Source organism: Cytobacillus sp. BC1816, assembly GCF_051353635.1.
Classification (GTDB): Bacteria; Bacillota; Bacilli; order Bacillales; family Cytobacillaceae; genus Cytobacillus; species Cytobacillus oceanisediminis_C.
Map to the genome: position 1 here is coordinate 2605344 of NZ_CP195611.1, position 25156 is coordinate 2630499.

Below are 25156 nucleotides of genomic sequence, written 5' to 3' on the forward strand. Positions count from 1 at the left end.
AACCGCCCCTTAAACCGTTTCTTTTTCTCTCATGCCTTCAATTAACACTTCGACTACCTCTTTGCGGCTGAAAGTGGAAGGCGGCAGCTCCCCGTTCCGGAGCATTTCCCTTACCTTTGTGCCGGATAGAATGACGCGGTCTTCTTTGCTGTGAGGGCAAGTTTTATCAGATGCCATGCCTTCGCACTTATTGCAGTAAAAGCTGTGCTCAAAGAACAGCGGTTTGATGCCAAGCTCTTCTTCTGTAAAATGGCTGAAAATATGCTGCGCATCATATGTGCCATAATAATTGCCGACACCTGCATGGTCTCTTCCTACGATGAAGTGTGTGCAGCCGAAGTTTTTCCTTGCAATGGCATGGAAGATTGCTTCACGCGGCCCTGCATATCTCATTGCTGCCGGATAGACAGCCAGCTGTGTACGCTCTTTTGGATAGTAATTTTCCAGAAGAACGCGGTAGCTTTTCAGACGGACATCAGCAGGGATATCATCTGATTTTGTTTCACCCACAAGCGGGTTCAAAAACAGCCCATCCACCGTTTCCAAAGCAGCTTTTTGAATGTATTCGTGTGCCCGGTGTACAGGGTTCCTTGTCTGGAAGCCAACCACTGTTTTCCAGCCTTTTTCTTCAAACAGCGCCCTTGTTTCTTTAGGCTCAAACCATACATCCTTTGCCACGCCTTTACCAGGTTTTTTAATCAGCGTTACCTCGCCGGCAGCATAAACCGGACCGCGTTCAAAAAGCCTTTTCACTCCTGGGTGTGCCAGCTCTTCGGTCTTATAGACTTCGCTAGCTTCCCTGCTTAAATCAGGCTCATACCATTCTGATACAGTGATGATTCCGTACACTTCACCTTCGTTAACCAGCTTAAACTTTTCTCCGGCCGTAAGCTCTCTGGCTTTCTCAGCTGAAACCGGCAATGTAACCGGAATGGACCAAATGGTTCCGTCTGCTAATCTCATTTTTTCAACAACAGATTCATAGTCTGCTTTTCCAAGGAAACCTGTCAGAGGACTGAATAAGCCAACACCTATAAGCTCCAGATCACTCAGTGCTATGGCATCTATTAAAATTTCTTTTTCAATTCCTGTCAGGTCATAATTTGGATTATAGCTTTGAATTAATTTTCCTCCATGAGGTTTCGGCAGAGCCATTTTTCATCAACCTTTCTTTTTCGGATTTACTTTTTTTCAGTTATCGGCCTTGCAGCAGCTGGTGCCTGATTCATTAAGAATTTCACTCCAAATACGGAGATTAGCACACCGGCCATTGCGATCACCGGATATACATTTTGTTCAATGAGCAGCTGGATGAGCGTATAGGATAGGACCATTGATAATACTGGCGAAACAACCCATACGACTAATAGCTGAACAACGATGTCCTTCTTGAAAACTGATCGTCCCTGCTTTACAAATCCGATTCCGATGATGGAGGAAGTGGTGATTTGCGTTAAAGGGACAGGTATTCCAAAAACGGAAGCGATTGTAACAATTCCTGCTCCTGTTCCTGAAATGACACAGCCTTCTTCAAGACGGATTTTTGTAATCTTTTTGCCATTCGTTTCAAGGACATTTTTCCCCAGTAGAATGGCTCCTAAAGCGACAAACAGCCCGCCCCAGAAGATTCCGCTGCCTGTGCTCATAATGCCTGCACCAACTAGCGGACCGACTGCATTTGCAACATTATTCATCCCTGCAGAGAATGCTTCAAACACGCCCATAAAAATGACGAGTATGGCTAAAATCGGAGCAGCCTTAGGCTTTTTTATCAGGTTCTGTATAAAGTTTCTCTTTAAAAAAGCGGCTGCCGCTATAGCAATTAAAAAGGCGGCAAATGGAGTAATCAGCCAGAACATGACGATCCAGATAAGCTTACCGGCAAATACGGATTGGTAGACGATTCCGGCACCGACAACAGAACCGACGGTTACCTCACTGGTAGACAGCGGAATGCCGAAAACATTTGCCAGAAACAGCGATAATGCGGCAGATGCAATCACAATCAGCGCGATGGCAACTGTAAAGGTCTCTTTCGGAACAATACCGCTTCCCATTGTTTTTACCACTTCTCCTCCGCCAAGCCATGCTCCGAAGAAAACGGCCAATCCGCAAAGAACAAGAGCTAATATGCGGTTTTTTAGGACACCGGAACCATACGCGATCCCCATGGATGCTGCTGCTCCGCTTGCCCCGATATTCATGGCGAAAAATAAACCGACTGTGACCGCTATAATCGTAAGCATGGTATCATCCTCCCTCTAGCTGGTGTGAAGGCCACATTCCGTTTTGCCAATCCCAGACCATCGTCCGGCACGGGAATCGCCATTTTCATCGACTGCCTGTGTACAGGGAAAACAGCCGATGCTTGGATATCCATTGTCATGCAGGGTGTTGTATGGCAGGTCTTTCTCCCTGATATAGGCCCAAACTTCATCCCATGTCCAGTGAATCAGCGGGCAGATTTTGATATTCTTGAACTTTTCATCCCTGTTAAGGAATTGAGTATTCACTCTTGTCGGCGATTGCTCCCGCCGAAGACCAGAAATCCAGGCCTGCTTTGGTGTTAATGCTTCTCTTAATGGAATCACTTTGCGGATCTGGCAGCATGAATTGGGCTCCCTTTTCCAAAGTGCCGAACCATATTCTGCAGCCTGCTGGTCCAGTGTCAGCTTCGGCTCTTTCCGTTCAATCTGAAGCGAAGGGAAACGAGCCTCGATTTTATCAATCACTTCATAGGTTTCAAGGAAGTGAAGCCCGGTGTCCAAAAAGACAATATGCGCATCAGGTTTGATTTCCTGGATTAAGTCAATCAGCACAATGGCTTCCGCCCCGAAACTCGATGCATAGACAATCTTGTCGTCAGGGTAATTTGTATAGGCCCATTCCAATACATCGCGGGCGCCTTTTAATTTATCATCAAATGGGAATGCATCAGAGATTTGATTCCAATTTTCATATGTCACTGCAGTGCTCATCTTGCAGTACTCCTTTCACTTTCTTGAAAATTTTTTCTCAACCAAAAAAGGCAGTCTTCCCTCCTGAAAAAATCCTTCAGGTGGAAAAACCGCCTCTAGTTTGTCTAGTCAGCGCGCTTATTTGGTTGAAGACGAACCTTTTCGTTCTTCTCAAGTTGTATGACTTTGCCATCCTGGACGACCAATGTGATCGATCCGAATTTAATGCTTCCGAGCATCTGCTTCAAGTGAGCAGATAACTCTTCCCAGTCAGCCTGTTTCAGTGAGGCTCGCCTCCTTTTTTTAGCCTAGTAAATTATAAGTTTATTAGTTTATTTTTAGTGATGTTGAGATTAATCCTACCATACCCATAGGAATTGTCAACAACTTATTTAAATAAAATTTTAAAAATCTGATAAATGGGCTTTTCTTCACTTATTACAACAAAAAAACACCCCCGGCAATGGCCGGGGGTGCATCATTTTTTACTCATCAGCTTCTTCGTTTTGTCTTGTTGTCTGTTCAGGTAAAGTATCCCAGAAGCTTGTGTCAGCAGAATTGATTGAACCGTCTGCTATGGCTTTTACTGTCGCATCGAGTGTCGTGATGGTTTGCTTGATAAGATAACCGTTGCTCTTTTGTCCAAGAGCATAAGGCTCATAGTTGTGGTCGGACATTCCGCGCATTTCAAAAAGCAGGGTAGAAATGTCGTAACGGACAGCAGCGCCGTTTCGGCCAATGTTTTCACCTGTTCCGCCGACATATTTTCCAATATGGCCCCAGCCTGTATGGTGAAGTGCATTAAACACAACTGAACCCAGTTTTTTGGACTTTTCAAGTACCTCAGGCTTTACATTGCTGTTGGTTGGATAAAGAATGGATCCCGATACCAGCTTTCCTTCTGTTTCACTTAAAGTACCCTGATGATGAAGATCGATCATATAATCGATATTGTATTTTTGGAATACATTTTCATGAAGAGCACGGGCCTCCGGCTCCATTTGGACTGTTTCTTTATCATGTTCACGATTCAAATCCACACGGTTTGCATTATAGCGGGTTAAATGGCGATCGCCATCGGCAAGATAATCGTCAAGTGAGAAGTTCACATCTCCCATTGCTCCATCCGCGTTAAGCATAGGTATCACAAGTATATTGACGTCTTTAAGAACCCCGCTTGTCTTGCCGGTGCCCAGGTGCTTAATAAACTCCAGCGCACCTTCGGTTGTCAGCTGCTCATTCCCGTGCTGCTGAGTCAGAAAAAGAATGGTCGGATTTTCAGGATTGGATATGTATTTTGCCATGTAAATATCACGGCCTTTTACAGTCTGCCCAATCACTTCAAGCTGCATGGCTTCCTGCTTGGCATCCTGCGTTTTTAAATATTCTGTTAAACTATCGTAGGTATGCAGAATTGAAGTCTGAATGGACCCATTTCCCGTACTCGGCCCATTCCCAACAGCACCTGCAGGCATGCCCACAGCGGTAACTGCACCCAAAGCCATTAAACCAGATAATGATACAGATAGAACTTTCTTTTTAATCGTCATAAAATTCATCCCCCCACATTAATAGTTTTTCTTTCACCTCTAATTCTAGTAAACAAATGTAATAGTGATAATAGAGTATGATGCCTATTCTTTTGACAAATTTCGAATAGCGAAATAAGTATAAAAAGAGTAGTTTAATGACGAAATAATGTGTAAATTTGATCTAATTTTACCAGTTGAGAGTGTAGTTCCCAAAAAATCCCTTTTTGTTCTGAGTAAAAAGAACTAAAAAAAACCGAACAATAGAATGTCCGGTCCTTGCTATTAATTTCGATCTGCCGGGTAGACTACACCAATTTGCCTCCGAGCTTCTTCAATGATCTCCATTGTTATCATCGAGTTAGCGTAGGAGTTGATATCAGATTCAGTCTTTCCAGCCTGAACCAAATGGATGAATTCTTTGGCTTCGTAATACATAGAATCACTTAATTGGTCCTGAGTGAGGTCTTCCCTCTCTCCGCTCCGATAATGCAATTCAACTTTTTCAGGTGCACTTATTCTATCTATAACGATATTTCCCTCTTCCCCTTGAATTTCTGAGGGCAGACTGGAATCGGCTATTTTACTGTACATGATAACCGCATCCATGTCAGGGTATTTAAGGACCATGCTTCCTTCTCCATCGACTCCGGATTCCAGCATATAGCCTGCTGCTTTAATCTCCTCTGGTTTACCGAATAAAGCCACAAGCGGATACACACAGTAAATCCCGATATCCATTAGTGAACCATTCGAAAAATCCGGATTGAATGCATTCAGCACGGTTCCCTGCCTGTATGCATCATAACGGGAAGAGTATTGGCAGTAGCTTGCAAAATACCTGCGCACCTGTCCGATTTTATGAAGATTTTCTTTTACAGCCAAAAAATTAGGCATAAAGGTTGACTTTAAGGCTTCCATTAGAAGAACATTGTTTTTCCTTGCCGCAGCTATCAAAGATTTAAGTTCCTTTGTATTCGAAGCAATCGGCTTTTCGCATAAAACATGAACATTATTATTCATAAAAAGGGTGGCCTGCTCAGCATGCAGGGAATTCGGGCTCGCAATATAGACTGCGTCGATTTCGCCGCTTGCGGCCATCTCCTTTAAATCAGTAAAGGTCCTCTCCACACCATATTTGCCTGCAAATTCTTTTGCTTTTTCTTCTGTTCGCGAATAAACAGCTGTCAGCTGAAAATCTTCAACCTGCAGAGCCGCTTTTAAAAATCTTTCTGTAATCCAATTAGTGCCAACTATACCGAAACGAACCAATTCTATTCCTCCATTTTTTATGTATAAGATACCTTCATATAATGAAGGACAATTTGGCAAAAATCAACCGTTTGCCATTCTGCCAGGCAAATAGGTTTCATCAGTATCCAGCCTCGGTAAACTGAGATACATCTTTTACCCGTACCCAAGGACGCCCATTTTCCCAATCTACTGTTATTGGTACACGGAATGTTTCTTCAAGGAGCGAATCTGTCAAAGTTTCTCTTTTTATGCCTTGTGAAATGACGTTTCCTTCCTTCAGCAGCATGGCATGGGTTATCGAAGGAACAATTTCCTCAATATGATGGGTAACATAAATAATCGTGGGACCATCGGGATGAGCAGCCATTTTTTCAATCGAGCGAAGCAATTCTTCCTGCGAATAGATATCTAGCCCATTGCATGGTTCATCGAGAATAAGCAGCCTTGGTGAAGCCATTAAGGATCTTGCAATCATCACTTTTCGTTTTTCACCCTGTGAGAGGGATGTGAGATTTTGATTCTGGACATGGCTAATATTGAACTCCAGCATTAAATCCTTTGCTTTTTCCAATTCCTGCTGTGTTATTTCTTGATAAAGGCCGATAGAGGCAAATCTCCCGCTTAAGACAATTTCAAGGGCGGTTTCCGATGGACGGAATTGAAATTTATCATCCAGGGATGTGCTTACCCAGCCAATGGATTTTCTAAGCTCTGGTATATTCGTCTTGCCATAAAGATTGCCTAATACTGAAACTTGCCCGCCATTAGGCCACAGATAGCCTGTAATCATCTGCAGAATCGTTGTTTTCCCTGATCCATTCAAGCCTAATAAGGCCCAATGTTCTCCTTTTCTGACGTTCCATGAAACGTTGTTCAGTATCTTCTTTCCATTTCTTTTCCAGCTTATCTCATCCAGTGAAATAATACTGCTGCTATTCACGTGACTCATTCTTATCCTCCTTCGATCTTTTTATAACGGAACAATTTAAAATAAATAGAGCTGATGACAGTAAAGACTTCCATAGCACCTGCTGGAAATCCTGTGTCTCAGCTCATCCTTTTAAAAATTACTTATTTTCTGCATCAATCATCCCTGAAGCAATACCAGCCCGGCGAAACTTTACAGCGTTTTTTTGATAAAACTCTGCACCTGCCAGGATACGCTCCTGCAGTTCTTCCTTTACCGGCTTTAACGCTTTTGCAGGTACGCCGGCAGCAAGGATGCTTTTCTCAATCACTTTGTTTTCCCCTACTACTGCTCCTGCCGCAATCACTGCACCATTCTTAATGATGGCACCGTTAAGTATAATCGCTCCCATGCCGATCAGGGCACCATCTTCAATGGTACAGCCATGAATCACACAATTATGTCCGATTGTGACATTCTGTCCAATGCTGACAGGGTAACCTTCATCAACATGAATCATCGTTCCCTCCTGTATATTGGTGCCCCTTCCGATTCTGATGGAATCATTGTCCCCGCGCAGCACAGAATTGAACCAAATGGATACATTAGCTTCCAGTTTTACATTGCCGATGATATAGGTGTTAGGTGCCAAATAGACGGTTTCATGAACGTCTGGCTTCAGTCCTTCAAAATCAAAGATCATTTCCGGAACGCCTCCTTCTTATGAAGCCACAGTTTGATCTGTACCGCTCGCATCGTTTTTACGCTTCTTAATCCACTTATTAATCAGCGGATACAAAATACTGATGATTGATAGAATGATGAAGGTTAAGGCAATCGGCCGTGTGAAGAAGATGGAAATATCATTGTTTGACATTTGCATAGCCCTTCTGAACTGGTCTTCAGCAATGGGACCGAGCACAACGCCAAGCACGATGGGGGCCAGCGGGAATTTGGCGTTTTCCAGATAGTAGCCGATAATCCCGAATACCAGCATCATTGCCACATCAAAAATCGAATTCCTGACTGCGAATGTGCCAACAATACAAAAGAGAACGATGAGTGGTCCAATGATCGTATAGGGCACTTGCAAAATCTTAGAGAATACCGAAATAAACGGTTTGGCAATGAGTAAGATCAGCAAGTTTGCAACAAGCAGCCCAATCAGGATGGTATAGATAAGTGAACCCTGTGTTGAAAACATCAAAGGTCCCGGCTGGATTCCATGAAGTATAAAGGCGCCGAGCAATATGGCAGTTGTCGCGCTTCCCGGAATTCCCAGGGAAAGCAAAGGAACCATGGCACCCATTGCGGCGGCATTATTGGCAGATTCGGGTGCAGCAACCCCTTCTGGAATTCCAGTTCCAAATTCTTTTGATCTTTTTGACCACCGTGCAGCTTCACTGTAGCTGAGCATGGCAGCAGTAGTTGCACCTATTCCCGGAAGGATTCCAATAAACACACCTAATAAGGAAGAACGTCCAATGACGCCAGATATCCGTTTCATGACATTCCAGTTTGGAAGTTCGGAACTCACTTTTTGCTTTGCATTCACCTTGTGGACCTGCTGGACTCTTCTCAGCACCTCTGATATAGCGAATAATCCAATCAGAACAGGGATGAAGTCAATGCCCGACATTAACTGGCCTGATCCGAAGGTGAATCTTGGCACACCGGTCATTGTATCGATGCCAATAGTGGCAATAAACAATCCGAAGGAAACACCGATGAATCCCTTAACCAGATTGCCTGCACTCAAGGAAGCCACTACAGTCAGTCCCATTAGTGCCAATGCAAAATACTCCGGGGACGAAAATCTTAGAGCAAAAGAGGCGAGCAGCGGCGTCAAAAAGATTAATACCAGCGTTCCAAAGACACCCCCTGTGGCAGAACTGAAGATGGAAATTCCGAGGGCTTTCCCCCCTTCACCCTTCTTGGCCATGGGATACCCGTCGAAAACGGTTGCCACCGCTTCCGGTGTGCCTGGGGTTCTAAACAGAATAGCGCTTATGGACCCTGAAAAAACAGATGTGGCATAAATGGAGGTCAGCAGCAAAAAGGCTGCAGCCGGATCCATTGCATAACTGACAGGAAGAAGAATAATGACCAGCATGGTTCCGCTTATACCCGGAATCCCTCCTCCAATGAAACCAAGCAGGACACCGACCATAAGAATGAAAAAATTAAAAGGCTGAAAAAGATTGCCAAAACCGCCTAAAAGTCCTTCTATCATTAAGTTCACCTCTTTTATTAAAGTTGGCTATTAATAAAACAGCAAGCTAAGTGAATAAAAAATCCCGGTTCCCCGCGGGAAAGGCAAATTCAATAAAATAGGAAACAGCACGATAGAACCGGCAGTTGCCAGAGTACCTGTCAGCAGAGCTCGAATATAGCTTTTCATTCCAAACAAAAGCGCCATTACAAAAATCCCCAGAATCGTCGCAGCAATAAAACCAACATAACCTAGAATAAAGATATAGATTGCAAGAACAGCAAACAAGAGGAAGAACTTTTTCGGATGAACGAGCTTATCTTCATTATCTGCATCTGCTGAATCATTGTCATCTCCCTTTATATTCTGAACATTCTTCATCTTTAGAGCCCTCATCAGCAGGATAACCGATAGAATTAGCATCAGGATCATTAAAGCTGCTGGCCATGTTCCTGCAGAAATGAAATTCCCTGTCCTATTTTCCACCTGGAGTGACAAAACCAGAAAAAAAGACGAAAAGACTATCATGATTATTGAAAGATTTCGTTCCAGCTGCATCTCTTATCCCCCCAAAAAATTTAATAAGTAAATTGGAGGAGGCTGTTAGCCTCCCTTCCATTTAAATCACAATTCATTACCCATCCACTTAAGAATATTTAAAGTCAGGCTTCCGTTTTTCCAAAAATGAACGCACCCCTTCCCGATAATCCTCTGAAAGAAACGAGTCAATGACAAGCTCGGCTGTTTCAGGTGAATCTTCAATGGCCCCGGCAAGCACTTCATTAATGATTTTTTTTGAACCCCTGACTGACAGCTGGGCATTTCTGCAAATTAACTCTGCATATCTGACCGTTTCTTCTTTAATGGCTCTTGCAGGATATATACGATCGATAAGACCGATCTGATACGCTTCCCCGGCATCCAGAAGCCTTCCTGTGTAAAGAATATCTTTGGCTTTCGCCGGGCCGACAAGATCTACAACATTTTTGGTTCCCGGTGTATTGTATACTAGGCCAAGCTTTGCTGGAGTAATTCCGAACTTGCCCTGTTCATCAGAGAATCTAAAATCACAGGCAACCGCAATTTCACATCCTCCGCCAACACAAAAACCCTGTATCATCGCAATCGTTGGCTTTGATGCATCCATGATTGATTTTTCTGCTATCATCGTTGCCTTGTTATACTTTTCAGCACCTTCTGCGGTATACCTTAACGTCTTAAATTCGCTGATATCTGCGCCTGCCGAAAAAGCAGCAGATCCAGTCCCTTTAAAAATGATTACTTTTACATTGGCATCATTTTCGCATTCCTCGATAAGCTGCGGAATCCTTAACCAGATTTCATAACTGAGGGCATTCCTTTTATCCGGCCGGTTGAAGCATATGAATGCAATTTCTCCTTCAACCTGAAGATAAACCGGTTCACTGTACGTCTTATCCCCGCTGAATGCTTCCAAATTCTTAGACATATCGCTAACGACCTTTCTGCTATTTTTTATTCAGGATGGGCCTTTCATCCATGGTCTTCACAGTCCCGGACTTTGTTAAATTTCTTATGGAATCTTCGTCATACCCCAAACCATTCAACACTTCAATCGTGTCCTGTCCGAAGAGAGGAGAGGGGGTTTTCACCTCACCTGGAGTTTTTGAAAATTTTGCAGGAATGCCAATCATCTTCATTTTTCCTATTAATGGATGCTCCACTTCCTGAATCATGCCTCTGGCTTCATAATGCGGATCCTGAACCGCCTCTGCAAAGTTGTTGATTGGTCCCGCAGGTACTCCTGCTTTTTCACAGAGATCAATCCAATGCCGGGTATCTTGATGCATTAATACAGCCTCAATATCTTCTTCCAGCTCACTCACATGTTTGTTTCTCAATAAATTGGTTTTATAGCGCGGATCCGCCAGCCATTCAGGCTTTCCGGCAACGTCCTCGCAAAATCTTTCCCAGGTCCTTTGATTGGCACATCCAAGCATCATATAACCCGATTTTGTTTTAACAGCCTGGTAAGGAGCAGACACACGGTGCCTCCAGCCGGTTGCTTCCGGTATCGTTCCTTCGGCAAAATAGGCCCCTGCCTCCCACGTAAACCATGGAAGTCCAATCTCAGCCAGGGCAATATCCACATGCTGTCCTTCCCCTGTTTTCATCTTATGGATAAAAGCTGCCAAAACCGAGTAGGCTGCAGTTATGCCTGCCCCGATATCGTAAACGGCAATGCCGGATTTCATCGGCCGCATTCCTTTTTCTCCTGTCATGCTCATAAGCCCTGTCATTCCCTGGGCTACCAGATCGAACCCGCCCTTATGAGAATAAGGGCCAGTCTGGCCATAACCTGAGATAGAACAATAGACTAACCCAGGATTAATCTTCTTTAGGCTTTCATAGTCTATGCCAAGTGATTTTGTTACTCCCGGTCGGTAATTTTCAACCACAACATCTGCTTCTTTAGCCAATTGATAGAAGATTTCTTTTCCTTCTTTGGTTTTAAGGTTTAATGCTATGCTTTTTTTATTTCGGTTTATTTGAAAAAAGCAAGTAGATTCCCCATTTACATATGGGCCCATTTGGCGGGAATCGTCTCCGCCGTTCACTTTCTCTACTTTCATGACTTCCGCACCGAGATCTGCAAGGACCATAGTGCAATACGGACCAGCCATGATTTGCGATGCATCAAGGATTTTCATTCCTTGTAATGGTCCCAATCAGAACACCCCATTTTGAAAATATTGTCTCGGAAGTGAGCCCGAAATGACCGGCAGCTGTTCATTTCTATACATTCCTAATCTGTGCATGTTATAATAAATTCGATTTTCATGAGGATGGAGCATTTCTATTTTGGCGGATGGAGATGCTCCTTTTTTATTCACGGATCATATTCATTCCGCGCTCCAGATCGTTGCGCAGATGATTTTCTGCGGATTGATAGACAGCTATCTCGTCCCGGGCTTTAAGAGCATGAAGGATTTGGCTATGTTCCTTAAGAATTTCTCTATTATGCTCATTGTTTTTTAGGATATTGGCCCGGTATAGCAAAAGAAATGAACGTACTTGCTGCAGCAAGTGCACTGCCCGCTTGTTTGGGCTTGCTTCCAAGAGCCGATCATGAAACTTAGCATTCCATTCAAGTAAATGTAGATGGTTTCCTTCCAAAAAGGCATCTTCAGCTTTTTCAAGAATTTCTTCAATGCTATTCAGCTGCTCTTTTGTAATCGTTTTCAAAACAATTCCTATTATTTGAGGCTCCAGCATAATGCGAGTTTCGTATAAATCCTTAAAATCAGTTTCATCCAGTTTTACAATAGCAAGCCCCAGCTGATCCTGAACCAGCAGTCCCTCTATTTGCAGCTGGCGCAACGCTTCTCTTAACGGGGTCCGGCTTATATTATATTTTTCCGCAATATGGGAAACATTGACCTTCTCACCAGGCTTTAATTGACCTGACAAAATGGATCTTTTTATAATGTCATAGATTTGCTGATAAAGCGGCTGCGTAAATTTCAGGCCTTGCACCATTTTTGCCTATCCTCCTTTTCAGAAGAAATGATTATCTCTTCCTGTTTCTGTATACTGTGTGCTGTATCCTGGATACAGCTTCTAGGGCGATCATATCTGCCAGTCTGAATGGCAGTCAATAACCTGAACAAAAGCTCTTAAGAATATATAAAACTAGTTTTCCTTCGACAAAATTCTCCAGCAGCCTATCGAGCAAACCTATGAAAATCTATCATGAAGCTTGCAGGAGGCAAAAAGGCAGATTTTCTGCCTTTCGCCTATTTAATTCAATCATTCTTTTAATAGAGAGCCGTAAGTGTCGATTAGTTTTTCAAATTCGGCATTATATTCTTCTGAATTTAGCCAGCCATCCCGAAGGTGCAGGTAATTGGCTTTTTCATACTCTTTATAGTCCGGGCGATCTTTCGCTTCCTCAAGGGCTTTTTCAAGCGCTGAAATGATTTCAGGCGGTGTATCTGCGTGGACCATGAAGCCTCTGCCCTGGCCGTCTGTTACATCTATCCCCATTTCAGTTGAAATCGGGACGTCATCAAAGCCTTCCATTTTCTCTTCAGTAAAGGCAATCAGCATCTTAATATCTCCGCTTTCCAGCTGGGCAATCGATGGGCCTGGCTCCTCTGCAATGACATCGATATGTCCCCCGAGCAGTGCTGCTGTCATCTCTCCAGAACCTTCAAATGAGATATAATTAAACTTTGTTCCAGTAGATTTTTCAAACTGTCTGACTACCAGTTCATCAAATCCGGCTGAACCTGTACCGCCTATCGTGATCTCACCAGGTTTTTCCTTAGCCTTTGCTATAAGATCATCAATATCCTTGAACTTGCCATCGCTTTTTACTTGGAGGGTCATGGTATCATTTTGCACCCTTCCGACAGAGGTTAATTTGGTCAAATCATTTTTTTCCACACCTGCTGCAATATTTACGGGATGATTGGATGTTGCCGACCAGATGGTATAGCCATCAGCCGGCTGCCTAGCCACATGGTCAGCTGAATTGATCCCCGCCGCACCAGGCATATTCACAACATTTATGTTTACACCAAGAATATCTTTAAGTTCTTTTGCAATGGCCCTTGCAAAATTGTCACTCCCGCCGCCCGCACCAAAGCCAACAATAATTTCAATCTGCCGCTCGGGATAATTGCCTGTGCTTTTCTTTTCCTCCGAGCTTGCTTCCTGAGGTGAAGAATTACATGCCTGCAAAAAGAATACCAATGCAATTGCAAGAGACAAAATCGAAATCCTCTTTAATTTCATGTTAATTTTCCCCCAAATTAAGAAAAGTTTTAAATTTCTGTAAATTCAATGCGTAGTTATTTCTTTAAAACAACTTATAATGAATAGCATTTATAATGGACCTATTCCCCAGACAGTTTCGTCACCTCCCTGTTTATGGATAGTTTCATTTAACTTCAATGCAATTTTTGTGCCGAAAAGCAAAAAACTTGATTAATTTTTTTTGACGGGCATCAAAATCGTAAGCGTTTTCAAATCTAATCGGACATTCTGACTTTTAATGCATTTCATTTCTTAGTTCCTTCCAATACACTTATTAGTTGTGCTTGTTCTCTTTTGAAACAAATTGTCCACGCATATGTTTCAATTCGAAACTTTTATTGGTTTCCTGCAGATTCTGCCCTTTCAATTGACTCCATCAGATAGTCGGCAACATGCTTTGTTTCTATCTGATCCTCCATTCCTTCACGATAAACCCCCAGTTTCATTTGGAGGAAACACCCTGGATTGGCTGTTATTAGAACAGCTGATTCAGTTTCTTTGACTCTGGACATTTTCTTATCCAATATTTCATTAGCAAGATTTGGCTGCAATAAATTATAAATTCCTGCAGACCCGCAGCAATATTTCTTTTCAGGAAGATCCACATATTCCGAGTTTGGAATTCCCTTCACTAATTTAGCCGGAGCATCCTTCACCTTCATTACATATTGCAGATGGCAGGAAGGCTGATAGGTCACTCTTTCACCTCTGCCGGCAGTAACAGGCATTTCTCCTTTTTCATATATGATCTCACTGATATCCCTTATTTTAGCAGAGAATGCGTTCGCCCTCTCCAGCCAATGGTAATCCCCCCGGAATAAATCCGCATATTCCGCAAGTGCAGCACCGCAACCTCCGGCATTGGTAATAATATAATCCACATTTGCTTCTTCAAAAGCCTGTATATTCGCTTTGGCCAATTCAATGGCCCTGTCTTTTTTTCCGCTATGATGGTGGAGTGCTCCACAGCACATCTGCGCTTTAGGGGTTACCACATCAAATCCAGTCTTTGACAGCAATTTAATGGAATTATCGTTTGTTTCCCTGAACATGACATCCATAATGCAGCCATGGAAAAAGGCTACCCGGCCCCTTGCTGCCTTTTCTTCATCAGCCCTCGGAGTAAACTCAGGATGATGTTTCCTCCCTGAAGGCGGCAAAATGGAAGGCGTGATTCTTTCCATCTGCCTCATCTGTTCTGGGAAGAATTTCAAAATGCCCAGTCCTCTAGTTACATATTGAAGCCCGCTTTTTTGATAAAACCACAGAAGATTGCCAACAGTATTAAGCCTTTTTTGGTTGGCAAGAACATGGTCAAAGAAGTAATCTTTAAAAGGCCTTGCCGGATATGCAGTTTTTTTAATATCCGTTTGTACAGGTGCTTCAGCCGCTGCTGCTATTCGCTCCTTGGCGAGCATGACGATATCAGGAACCTGTACATCAATAGGGCAAGCATCCACACAGGCTGAGCAAAGCAGGCAGCGATCGAGCTGATCTTTGATTTCCTGATTTACGGGGATAGTGCCCTCGATCAGACTTCTTGCCATCAATACTCTGCCCCTGGGACCATCAGCTTCCCTGCCTGTGATATTTAATGTAGGACAAACATTGCGGCAGGCACCGCAGCGCACACATGTTTGCATGGATTCTTCCGCCGTCAGCAATTTCATTTCATTCACCTCCTGCCTAGTTAGGCAATGCCATCTTGCCTGGATTTAAAATATTATTTGGATCGAGCGTCCTTTTAATAGCTCGCATCACTTCCATGGCTGGGCCATGCTCTACATCCATATATTTGGCACGGACAATTCCAACTCCATGCTCAGCAGTCGTCGTTCCCTCCATTTTAATTGCCAGTTCATGAATATCGTCGATCATTTTCTGCACATTTTCCATTTCCATTTCATTATTCATGTTCACTACCGGTCCGGTATGCATATTTCCATCACCAACATGGCCGTATATTCCGCAGATGATGCCATATCGTTCTGAGATATTATGAATCTCCCGCAGTGTTTCAGGGAGTCTTGAAATTGGCACACAGATGTCTTCGCCGCCATACACCCGGAAACCGCCAGGCTTCAATAGTCCAACAGCAGCACCAACAAGCTTCCTTGCCTGCCAGAGCTTTTCACACTCATCCGGCTCATCGCTGAACTTTATATAATTCGTGAATTTTTCAACTACTTTCCTGAGGCGGTTCACCTGGGAGCTTACCTCCTCTTTGGCACCATCCACTTCAAAAACAAGAATAGCTTCATTATCCAGAGGAAGATTCAGCTCAGGCTTCATCATGTTGACAGCCTTCGTACAATTAAAGTCCATGATTTCGATGGCTGAAGGCTGCAGGCCTGAAGAAAAAACAGCGTTAACCGCCTCTCCTGCATCTTCCAATCTTTCAAATGAGCATAGTACAATACCTCTTGTGACAGGGAGCGGCAATAATTTTAGACGAAGGCGCGTTACAATTCCAAGAGTGCCTTCTGAACCGATCATTAAATGTGCAAGGTCGTAGCCGGAAACCGATTTAAGCGCCTTCGATTTTGCCCCGCCAGTCACAATGATGTCACCAGTGGGGAGTACGACTTCCATTCCCAGGACATAATGGCGGGTAACACCGTATTTGACTGCCCTCAGTCCGCTTGAATTGTTGGAAACCATTCCTCCGACAGTGCACATATTTGCGCTTCCTGGGTCAGGAGGAAACCTTAGTCCATAAGGCTTTAAAGCCTCATTTAAATCATTTTGGATGACTCCCGGCTCAATCACTGCCTGCATATTCCTGTGATCAATCTCCAGTATTCGATTCATTTTCGATAAATCCAGCATAATACCGCCTTTAACCGGGACGGCTCCTCCTGTTTGCCCGGTGGCTGCCCCTCTCGGGTATAATGGGATTTTAAATTCGTTGGCCAGCCGGACACATTCACTGACCTCTTCAGTTGACAGCGCAATAACGGCCACTTGAGGCAGTTTCGGACGGAGTTGAGTTTCAAAGGATGCATCATAGGAGTAGGTCATCATATCAGTGCAATTGGTTAATAGCCGGTCGTCTCCGAAGATATTTCTTAATCGGGTTATCACATTATCATCCAGCGGAGGCGGTGTCATTGTTTCATTCATTCTTTCTCCTCCTTATAAACTATTTATTTTTCGCCAGAGGGTCGTCCTGCCGATCCCAAGAATTTTTGCGGCTTCTGTTTTATTGCCGTTAACTTGCTTCAGCACGTTCAGAATATACTCTTTCTCATAGTTTTGAAGCTTTGTTTCTTCATCTATTTCTACATTAATGCTGTGTTGTTTTATAACATGTAATTTGGAAAAGTCTTTCCCGCCTGCAGCTAAAACAGTTTCTGAATCAATCAAATTCTCAGGGGAAAGAATCATCGCTCTTTCGACAATGTTCCTTAGCTGGCGTATATTCCCCGGCCAATGATAGCTTTGCATAATTTTCATAGCTTCGGCAGTGAAGCCCTTAATATTTCTCCGAATGCCTGGTTCCAATTCTTTTATGAAAAAATCGCATAACAATGGAATATCAGGTATCCTTTCACGCAAAGACGGAATTGGGATGTCAAGGATATTAAGGCGATAATACAAATCAGCCCGGAAGCTCCCATCTTCCACCATCTTCTCAAAGTCACGGTTCGAGGCAGCGATGACCCGAATATTAATGGGGATCACTCTTTCATCCCCAATCCGCATCACTTCCCCTTCCTGCAAAACCCTAAGGAGCTGGGCCTGTAAGGATTCAGCGAGTTCGCCAATTTCATCAAGGAAGATGGTTCCCTGATGAGCCAATTCAAATAATCCTGTTTTTCCTCCCTTTTTCGCTCCCGTAAAGGCTCCTTCGACGTAGCCGAACAATTCGCTTTCCAGCAGGTTTTCAGGGATGGCCGCACAATTCACTGCTACGAATGGCCCTTCCGTCCGCTTGCTGAAGCTATGGATTAAATGGGCGAATACTTCTTTTCCCACACCCGTTTCACCCGTTAGGAGAACAGTAGAATCCACCTGTGAGTATTTCTTCACCTTTTCGATCGCTTTTTGATACATCTCGCTTTTCCCGACAATATTATTTAGACTGTATTTCGTGACATGACCGCGATGAAGGAGCTTTTTGCGGATTTCCTGCTCCTGCTGCTGAAGTCTATGAACCTCCTGAAATGTACAGACAGCCCCAAATACCTTTTGCTCGTGCCTGATAGGTATTCGATTTGCAACTACTTTTACACCATTGGCATCCTGGATGCGGTTCAGTTCTTCCTTACCAGTCGAAAGAACTTTTTTCATTTGTGAATTAACGAGTATATCATCAATCGACTTGCCGATAACCGAATCATAGGGAAGGTTTAGGATGCTGTAAACGGATGGATTGCATACTGTAATAATCCCTTGTTCATCCACAGCTATTACCCCATCAGCAATAAAATCAAGAATGGCCTGGAGTTCCTTGGTTCGTTTCAATTCTGTGCGCCTTACTTCAATCAGGCTTCTTGCTTCAAGAATGGCCTGGATGACCGATTCCTCTCCAGACGTTAATATCACTGTTTTTATCGAATCATTTTTGACTTTGTTTGTAAAAATACTCTTGCCAATGAGGACATCTATCTCTTTTTTGCTGAGAGCCTCGACGGCTGCTTCAGCTTCCTCAGGCACAATTACGCTATGCTTTTCAATCGAAAAACCCAGCACAGATTCAATTGTTTGGATCCCCTGCAAAACATCCCGGGTGTCGGCTATTCCAATCTTCTGTCCGAGTTTTTGTGCTTCTTTAATAGTTCGGAGCAGGTCATATCCAGTTATGGGAATCTGCACGACGGGAATGCCAAGGTCGGACTCAATAAGCTTTAATCCCAGGGTTCCTCTGCTGATGATTACTTCTGTGCCGGATTTTTCAAATTCTTTAGCAGCTGCAATTGCATTTCGGAAGCTCACTTTTCTTATCGCGACATCTTCTCCTGTTTTTTTCGCAGCTTCCTTTGAAACCTGTATCAGCGCGTCAATGGGGGTTAAAATGGCAATTTCGGACATCACTTCACCTCATTTTCCTTTTTCTCTTGGACAAGTTTTATTATTATATTAAGTTAATCTTATCAGATGCCAAGGAAAATTTCGGTAAGTTTTCATAATAATCAGTTTATTTGTTTGATAAATTAGATCCGAATAGTTTCTGCCTTTATTTTAATCACGCTTTCAACCTGGCCAAGCGGGCCCACTGGTGAACACATCCCCGCTGCTGTGCCGGAGAGCTGAAAAAAAGAGGATAGATCCTTTAGGTCCTCATCATTCAGCTGTTCAAAAACCGTACCTCCTATAATCACTGCATTTCCTATTAAACTGTCTTCAAAAATGTCCAGCAGATGTGTGCAGAGCCATTTTCCGTTTCCTTCTCCGGTTAAAGCTCCGTTGATTTCAATATAAGTCGTTTCAGGTATGAACATACTAAATGATCCGGCTGCCAGGCAAGCCGCCATTGAATCCGGAGAAATAACAATGGGAATGGCCCCCCTTCCTCCCAGACCCTTAATATCCTCATCTATTCCTGCAATGACCATTCCATTCATCGGAATATTCTCTGAACGGTAATATTGGGACAAACCGCAATCTATTAGTCTTATTCCTTTTCCTATACAGAACTTACGGATGGCTTCATTTTCTGCATCTCCAAGAGAAAACAGAATCTTGGCTGGATTTTTTGCGTTTTTGTAACCTTGTCTGTTAAATGCTTTGATAACATTAAGTGAATTTTGGCCGCTGACGAATAGGAAATCTGGTGTCACCTGGATCTGATCCCCTGGAATAACTGAAGGGAGATTTGCCAGTTCGGCGAGTCGTTTTTCAAATATATTCACCCGGCTCACGTCTCCTTAGGACCAGAAATTTAGCAGAATGGATTTTCGAGCCAATGCCGCTGTGCGGCGGAAACTCCTGCACCTAACTCTACTTCGTATCCGCTCTTTTTTAAAGCAAGCTCCATTGCAGCAAACATCTTCAGCATATCTGCCGCATCCGTATACCCCATATGGCCGAGACGCAAAATCTGATTCTTCACCTTTCCAAGACCGCCTCCCAATGCGATATGGAATTCTTCCCGCATCATCTTTCTGAATTCATCGGCATTATTTAATTTTACGGCTGTCAGGGTTGGACTGGCAGCCGAGTCATCCACCATCAAATCAAGACCCAATGCCCTCACCCCTGCCCTTGTCATATCCCGAAGTGCAGCATGTCTTTTGTATTCAGCTTCTATTCCTCCGCTTTTTTCTATCAAATTGCAGGCCTCAAGCAGTCCGCATACAAGTGATATATTTGGCGTATAAGGTGTTCCAGTTCCTGATTCCAGTCCTTTTTTATAAAGTTTAAGGTCAAAATAAAAGGATGGACACTGATGATTATTTACAGCATTCCAGGCTTTTTCACTCAAGGTTATCAATGCAAGTCCGGGAGGCAGCATTAATGCTTTCTGTCCTCCAGTTGCAACTATATCAATACCCCATTCATCCATATACAGGGGTGTTCCGACAATCGAGCTGACCGCATCAACAAGGAATATGGCATCTGTTTCTTTTACAACTGCTGCAATCTCTTTTATGTTGTTGATTGCAGAGGTGGATGTTTCACAATGTGTCGCAAAAACAGCTTTTGCCTCAGGATTTTCCTTTAATGCTTTTCTCACATCTTCAGGATCTGCAATCTTTCCCCATTCCGCATCAACCCGGACGGTTTTGCAGCCGATATGGTCTGTAATTCCCTGAAGGTACTCACCAAAATAGCCGACTACGCAAAGGATGATCGTATCATTGGGACCAACCGTATTAATAATAGCTGTTTCAAGAGCGGAGGCTCCGCTTGAGGTAAGAGGGATCACCAGGTTTTCAGTCTGGAATATCATTTTGGACTTTTCAGTCGTTTCCTGAAGTACATCCTGGAAGGCTGGATTCCGGTAATCCATCATAGGATGATCGAAACTTCTTAGCATGGCACGCTGTATTTCTTTCGGAACCTGAACTGGCCCCGGTAATCTTAAATCCAATTTTTCTTCAAACATTGCTTCCTCCCCTATCGTTTCTGATATATATCGTGCTAATGAGTTATGATGCAATTTCCGTGCCAAGGTTGAATGCCTTTTGTATAGAGGTTTGTTTGTTAGATGAGTGTTTCAGTGTTTCGTTTTGGAACGATTTGGAACAGTTTGGTGAAACAGCTGGTGGTGTGAAAAAATTTTCATGTAATGAATTGGGTTCTTCTTTTGGGATGGTGATACCGTTATGACGATGGTTTTTTTGAGGATTCCTGATTTTCGGATGATTGACAGCGGTTATAAAGACGGGATTTTTATCTGTATTCTATTTAGGTGTTGATTAACTACCATTTTCGCCTTTCTGCCCTCAATTTCGTTGTTAATCCATGCGATTAACTACCATTTTCGTCTTACTGCCCTCGATTTCGTTGTTAATCCATGCGATTAACTACCATTTTCGTCTTACTGCCCTCGATTTCGTTGTTAATCCATGCGATTAACTACCATTTTCGCCTTTCTGCCCTCGATTTCGTCGTTAATCCATGCGATTAACTACCATTTTCGCTTTACTGCCCTCCATTTCGTTGTTAATTCATGCGATTAACTACCATTTTCGCCTTTCTGCCCTCAATTTCGTCGATAATCCATGCGATTAACTACCATTTTCGCCTTTCTGCACTCGATTTCGTCGTTAATCCATCAGATTAACTACCATTTTCGCCTTTCTGCCCTCAATTTCGTCGTTAATCCATCAGATTAACTACCATTTTCGCCTTTCTGCACTCGATTTCGTCGTTAATCCATCAGATTAACTACCATTTTCGCTTTACTGCCCTCGATTTCGTCGTTAATCCATCAGATTAACTACCATTTTCGCCTTACTGGCCTCGATTTCGTTGTTAATCCATGCGATTAACTACCATTTTCAGCGTTAGTTACTGTTTTTGACTGCAATTGTTTCCTTCCTGTCTGGATTTTGTAAGCAATTATGCTGAAGCATTTCATTATTTAAATTTGGACTTTCGCAATCATTTGCTATTTTCATAAAAATATATTAAACAACAAAAGGCAGCCCCATTCTTTCGAACAGGCTGCCTTTTTTACATTATGAATTATGCTTTCTAAGAAATCTTCTTTAATTCATCTGTTAGGCGGATGAATTCTTCTTTGTTTCGGCTAGTGAGAGCTTCATCAATTTTTTCGCGAAGCTTTTCTTTTCGGTATTCCATCAGAGCTTGATTCAGGACTTGTTCTGCTAACAATGAGACGTTTTCCTCAGACTGTTGCGGCGAGTTAAGTAGACGTTTTTCCATTTAAAATCAACCCCTTGACCTTTTTTCTATTGTAACAGAATTTTTCAGATTATTCAAATCATTATTTACTGGAAATTTTGTCAGCAGCTGCTAAGCTTGTTAAATACAATGTACCCGGTTAGTGAACAGTTTAAACAAAATACAAAAAAGCTGACTCATGAGAAGAATTAATTCCCTCACAGGTCAGCTTTCCCGATTGCCTTTTACGCTTTGGCTGTTTCAAGTATGCTCATTACATTTTGTACAGACTTAACAGATTGATCCAGTGCTTTTTTCTCATCGGCAGTCAATGGAATTTCAATGACACTTTCTATTCCATTTCCGCCCAGGATTGCAGGCACTCCCAGATAGATGTTACTGTATCCATACTCACCTTCTAAATAGGCAATTGAAGGCAGGATTCGTTTTTTATCTTTCAGAATCGATTCAGCCATTTCAACCATTGAAGCTGCTGGAGCATAATAGGCACTTCCCTGGCCAAGCAGATTTACAATTTCTCCTCCGCCTTTTCTGGTTCTTTCCACAATCGCTTCGATTCGGTCGGCAGGGAGAATTTTCTCCAGCGGAATGCCGCCAGCATATGAATATCTGACAAGCGGAACCATATCATCTCCATGACCGCCCAGCACAAAACCTGAAATATCTTCAATGGAGACTCCCAGCTCTTGAGCCACAAACGTATTAAATCGGGCTGTATCCAATACACCCGATTGGCCGATTACCCTATTTTTCGGAAAACCAGTTGTTTTATAGCAGACATAGGTCATTGCATCGACAGGATTACTTAATACAATGATATAGCTTTCCGGGGCGTATGTTTTTATATTTTGAGAAACTTCTATCATAATCTTCTCATTTACAGCGACTAGATCGTCCCTGCTCATTCCGGGTTTTCTTGGCATTCCTGCCGTAATCAATACTAAATCTGCATCTTGTATGTCTTCATAACTTGAAGTGCCGGTTATGCTGGCATTGAAGCGCTGAACCGGTCCAGCTTCAAGCATATCAAGGGCCTTGCCTTTTGTTGGGTTCGTCTGTGAAGGTATGTCTACTAAAATTATGTCTCCCAATTCTTTTTGGGCCAGCATAAGTGCTGCTGTCGCACCAGTAAAGCCTGACCCTATTACGGCAATCTTTCTTCTCTTAAAAGTCATGGCTGTTCCTCCATTTCATCATACTAGTGGAGTACTCTATTTATCTTCAACGTGATCCAGCTCCGCCGAAGATACCAGTTTCTTTTTGCTTCCTCCCTTTTTTACGGAGGGTGCTTCAGGAGCTGCTTCTTTTTTAATTTCCTTTGGTTTCCTGTCATCTAATAAAGCTTTCTTGATATCTTCATCAGGATGAGGTATAACATGAGCTGACACGAGTTCACCCACTCTGGCTGCTGCTTCCTTACCTGCATCAACAGCAGCCTGAACAGCACTTACATCCCCCTGAACCAATACCGTTACTAAGGCGGCGTCCACTTTTTCCTGCTTCAACAGTGTAACATCGGCAGCTTTCAGCATGGCATCTGCTGCTTCAATGGACCCTATCAGCCCTCTTGTTTCAATCATGCCAAGTGCTCTTGCCATTCTATTTCACCTCTTTCTTTTCAACGTCAACAGAATCGATAATTCCAATAATCAAAGCATCAATTGGCAATCTTATATCCCCGGACATATTAGAAGCCGAACTTCCACGCGTAACGAGAACTTGATCACCGACCCCTGCCCCAATACGGTCAACCGCGACGAATGATTTTTCTGCTGAAAGACCATGAGGCTCGACAACCAAAAATTTCAGGCCAGTTAAATCATCCTCTTTTCTAGTGGCCCATACATTGCCGATTACCGTTCCCATTTCCATGTGTTTTCAGCCCCTTTTGTATCCATTACAATGATGCTTTTTCCCAATTCCCGTGCTGTATCACGTGCTAAAGGTGTTATAATGGTCTGTTTATCAGCGAGGATTTCATTCATTTTGCATTCTTGAACATCTCTTTGGGTAATCAGCTTCTTTGAGTCTGGCTGATCTGCCTTGATAGGCTTTGGCACTGCAAAATCCTCCAGGCTATTGATTTCAACCCCAAACTTTAACAGCTTTTCCTTATACTCCATTAAACTTGAAAAATACTCCCCGTTTGTTTTTTTCTCTCCATTCAGAATTTTATAAAGTTTCGTTTTCGGAATTAAGGTAACAGGGACATAATCAATAATACAGGCTGAAAGAAGCTCGCTTTCCGGTGTATCACAAATGCCCAGTGCCCCTTTCACAAACAAGTCCTGGGAAGCATCAAGAAAAATAACCCTCATTACAGTATGCAGCTCAGCTTCTTCCCTAAAGTCATAAGGAAGGACATTCCAGTTTTCCTCTAACACTTCTAATAGATTTTTATCGACTTTCCCTAAATCTCCGACTGCGAGGATATTATGTTTTGCTTTAGAATTTGAGGCAGATTTGGCACCTAATAGATTTTTCACTACTTCTTCAACTATTTGCTCAATTACATGCCTGTCAATCATATGCTTTCCTCTTGCCTTACTAACCTGCCTGCTGTTTTTCCGGTAATCAATCCTGCATTGGCTTCATCAGTATCAATATGCATTTCAAGTCTAAACCGGGGTGAGATTCTAATTAACACATTTCCAAAGGATATGGGACGTTCTCCCACTGCCTCAACTTTGACGTATTCCCCATTTTTCACACCAAAGGTTTCAGCATCTTCCGGAGCCATATGAATGTGTGCCTGTGCAATAATAAGACCTTCTTTTTTATAAATGCTGCCCTTGGGTCCTATCAGAGTAACAGGAGAAGATCCTTCTATATTCCCGGATTCGCGAAGCGGGGGTTTCAACCCCAGTTTGATCGAATCTGTACGGCTGACCTCTACCTGGGTTATATTGCGGGCAGGACCAAGAATGCGCACTTTTTCAAGGCTTCCTCTTGGTCCAGCGATGGTTATCGTTTCGTTAGCAGCAAATTGGCCAGGCTGAGATAAATCGGCTTTTTTGGTAAGCTGATAGCCTGTTCCAAAAAGAATCTCCAAATCTCTTTGACTTAAATGACAGTGCCGGGCAGAGACAGCCATTGGAATTGAATGATCTTTTCCTGAGGAACCAGTTAGCCTTGTGACTATTTCCTCTACAATCGATTGAATGGCTTGCTCGTTCATGAT

25 protein-coding genes are annotated in these 25156 nt (G+C 43.1%); all 25 read right to left on the bottom strand.

Features of this window, described 5'->3' with window-relative positions; all coding sequences use genetic code 11:
• Nucleotides 1-9 precede the first annotated feature (9 nt).
• The gene (gene sat / locus ACR42H_RS13395; RefSeq protein WP_436376706.1) at nucleotides 10-1155 is read right to left on the bottom strand and encodes a sulfate adenylyltransferase; all 1146 of its coding nucleotides are present in this window, start codon (nucleotides 1153-1155) and stop codon (nucleotides 10-12) included.
• Nucleotides 1156-1181: 26 nt separating this feature from the next.
• Entirely contained in the window at nucleotides 1182-2246 is a 1065-nt protein-coding gene (locus ACR42H_RS13400) for an anion permease (protein WP_436376708.1), read from the bottom strand.
• Nucleotides 2247-2261: 15 nt separating this feature from the next.
• The gene (locus tag ACR42H_RS13405) at nucleotides 2262-2978 is read right to left on the bottom strand and encodes a phosphoadenylyl-sulfate reductase (protein WP_436376710.1); all 717 of its coding nucleotides are present in this window, start codon (nucleotides 2976-2978) and stop codon (nucleotides 2262-2264) included.
• Between the two features lie 104 nt (nucleotides 2979-3082).
• Nucleotides 3083-3205: a YezD family protein gene (locus ACR42H_RS13410; protein ID WP_372675480.1), complete on the bottom strand. Its 123-nt coding sequence runs from the start codon at nucleotides 3203-3205 to the stop codon at nucleotides 3083-3085.
• Nucleotides 3206-3442: 237 nt separating this feature from the next.
• On the bottom strand, nucleotides 3443-4507 hold the full coding sequence (locus ACR42H_RS13415) for a M14 family zinc carboxypeptidase (protein WP_436376712.1): 1065 nt from the start codon (nucleotides 4505-4507) through the stop codon (nucleotides 3443-3445).
• A 264-nt stretch (nucleotides 4508-4771) separates the two neighbouring features.
• On the bottom strand, nucleotides 4772-5758 hold the full coding sequence (locus tag ACR42H_RS13420) for a Gfo/Idh/MocA family protein (protein ID WP_436376714.1): 987 nt from the start codon (nucleotides 5756-5758) through the stop codon (nucleotides 4772-4774).
• A gap of 100 nt (nucleotides 5759-5858) precedes the next feature.
• Nucleotides 5859-6689 (bottom strand): ABC transporter ATP-binding protein, encoded by an 831-nt coding sequence (locus tag ACR42H_RS13425; RefSeq protein WP_436376715.1) that lies wholly within the window; start codon nucleotides 6687-6689, stop codon nucleotides 5859-5861.
• A gap of 118 nt (nucleotides 6690-6807) precedes the next feature.
• On the bottom strand, nucleotides 6808-7350 hold the full coding sequence (locus ACR42H_RS13430; protein ID WP_113881061.1) for a gamma carbonic anhydrase family protein: 543 nt from the start codon (nucleotides 7348-7350) through the stop codon (nucleotides 6808-6810).
• A gap of 18 nt (nucleotides 7351-7368) precedes the next feature.
• Complete coding sequence (locus ACR42H_RS13435; protein WP_113881062.1) at nucleotides 7369-8880, bottom strand: tripartite tricarboxylate transporter permease; 1512 nt, start codon at nucleotides 8878-8880, stop codon at nucleotides 7369-7371.
• A 30-nt stretch (nucleotides 8881-8910) separates the two neighbouring features.
• On the bottom strand, nucleotides 8911-9417 hold the full coding sequence (locus ACR42H_RS13440) for a tripartite tricarboxylate transporter TctB family protein (RefSeq protein WP_436376717.1): 507 nt from the start codon (nucleotides 9415-9417) through the stop codon (nucleotides 8911-8913).
• Between the two features lie 88 nt (nucleotides 9418-9505).
• Nucleotides 9506-10327, bottom strand: coding sequence for an enoyl-CoA hydratase-related protein (locus ACR42H_RS13445; RefSeq protein WP_436376719.1), 822 nt, complete (start codon nucleotides 10325-10327; stop codon nucleotides 9506-9508).
• A 19-nt stretch (nucleotides 10328-10346) separates the two neighbouring features.
• A complete protein-coding gene (locus ACR42H_RS13450; protein ID WP_436376721.1) occupies nucleotides 10347-11567 on the bottom strand; it encodes a CaiB/BaiF CoA transferase family protein in 1221 nt (406 codons plus the stop codon).
• A 157-nt stretch (nucleotides 11568-11724) separates the two neighbouring features.
• Nucleotides 11725-12378, bottom strand: a complete 654-nt coding sequence (locus tag ACR42H_RS13455; RefSeq protein ID WP_436376723.1) for a GntR family transcriptional regulator — start codon at nucleotides 12376-12378, stop codon at nucleotides 11725-11727.
• Nucleotides 12379-12648: 270 nt separating this feature from the next.
• Complete coding sequence (locus ACR42H_RS13460; protein ID WP_113881067.1) at nucleotides 12649-13638, bottom strand: tripartite tricarboxylate transporter substrate binding protein; 990 nt, start codon at nucleotides 13636-13638, stop codon at nucleotides 12649-12651.
• Nucleotides 13639-13994: 356 nt separating this feature from the next.
• Complete coding sequence (locus ACR42H_RS13465) at nucleotides 13995-15329, bottom strand: (Fe-S)-binding protein (protein WP_436376725.1); 1335 nt, start codon at nucleotides 15327-15329, stop codon at nucleotides 13995-13997.
• Nucleotides 15330-15345: 16 nt separating this feature from the next.
• Nucleotides 15346-16782 (bottom strand): FAD-binding oxidoreductase, encoded by a 1437-nt coding sequence (locus ACR42H_RS13470; protein WP_113881069.1) that lies wholly within the window; start codon nucleotides 16780-16782, stop codon nucleotides 15346-15348.
• 12 nt (nucleotides 16783-16794) lie between these two features.
• Complete coding sequence (locus ACR42H_RS13475) at nucleotides 16795-18693, bottom strand: sigma 54-interacting transcriptional regulator (RefSeq protein ID WP_436376727.1); 1899 nt, start codon at nucleotides 18691-18693, stop codon at nucleotides 16795-16797.
• Between the two features lie 122 nt (nucleotides 18694-18815).
• On the bottom strand, nucleotides 18816-19514 hold the full coding sequence (locus tag ACR42H_RS13480; RefSeq protein ID WP_436376729.1) for a hypothetical protein: 699 nt from the start codon (nucleotides 19512-19514) through the stop codon (nucleotides 18816-18818).
• A gap of 29 nt (nucleotides 19515-19543) precedes the next feature.
• On the bottom strand, nucleotides 19544-20710 hold the full coding sequence (locus tag ACR42H_RS13485; RefSeq protein WP_436376731.1) for a pyridoxal-phosphate-dependent aminotransferase family protein: 1167 nt from the start codon (nucleotides 20708-20710) through the stop codon (nucleotides 19544-19546).
• 1094 nt (nucleotides 20711-21804) lie between these two features.
• A complete protein-coding gene (locus ACR42H_RS13490; protein ID WP_113881073.1) occupies nucleotides 21805-21996 on the bottom strand; it encodes an IDEAL domain-containing protein in 192 nt (63 codons plus the stop codon).
• Nucleotides 21997-22199: 203 nt separating this feature from the next.
• Entirely contained in the window at nucleotides 22200-23150 is a 951-nt protein-coding gene (gene mdh / locus ACR42H_RS13495) for a malate dehydrogenase (RefSeq protein WP_113881074.1), read from the bottom strand.
• Nucleotides 23151-23186: 36 nt separating this feature from the next.
• Nucleotides 23187-23573, bottom strand: coding sequence for a BMC domain-containing protein (locus ACR42H_RS13500; protein ID WP_436376732.1), 387 nt, complete (start codon nucleotides 23571-23573; stop codon nucleotides 23187-23189).
• Nucleotide 23574: 1 nt separating this feature from the next.
• Nucleotides 23575-23847, bottom strand: coding sequence for a EutN/CcmL family microcompartment protein (locus tag ACR42H_RS13505; protein ID WP_421515439.1), 273 nt, complete (start codon nucleotides 23845-23847; stop codon nucleotides 23575-23577).
• Nucleotides 23829-24503 (bottom strand): hypothetical protein, encoded by a 675-nt coding sequence (locus ACR42H_RS13510; protein ID WP_436376733.1) that lies wholly within the window; start codon nucleotides 24501-24503, stop codon nucleotides 23829-23831. The genes ACR42H_RS13505 and ACR42H_RS13510 overlap by 19 nt, the downstream gene beginning before the upstream one ends.
• Entirely contained in the window at nucleotides 24500-25153 is a 654-nt protein-coding gene (locus tag ACR42H_RS13515) for a phosphate propanoyltransferase (RefSeq protein ID WP_436376735.1), read from the bottom strand. Before ACR42H_RS13515 ends, ACR42H_RS13510 begins: the two co-directional genes overlap by 4 nt.
• Nucleotides 25154-25156 lie beyond the last annotated feature (3 nt).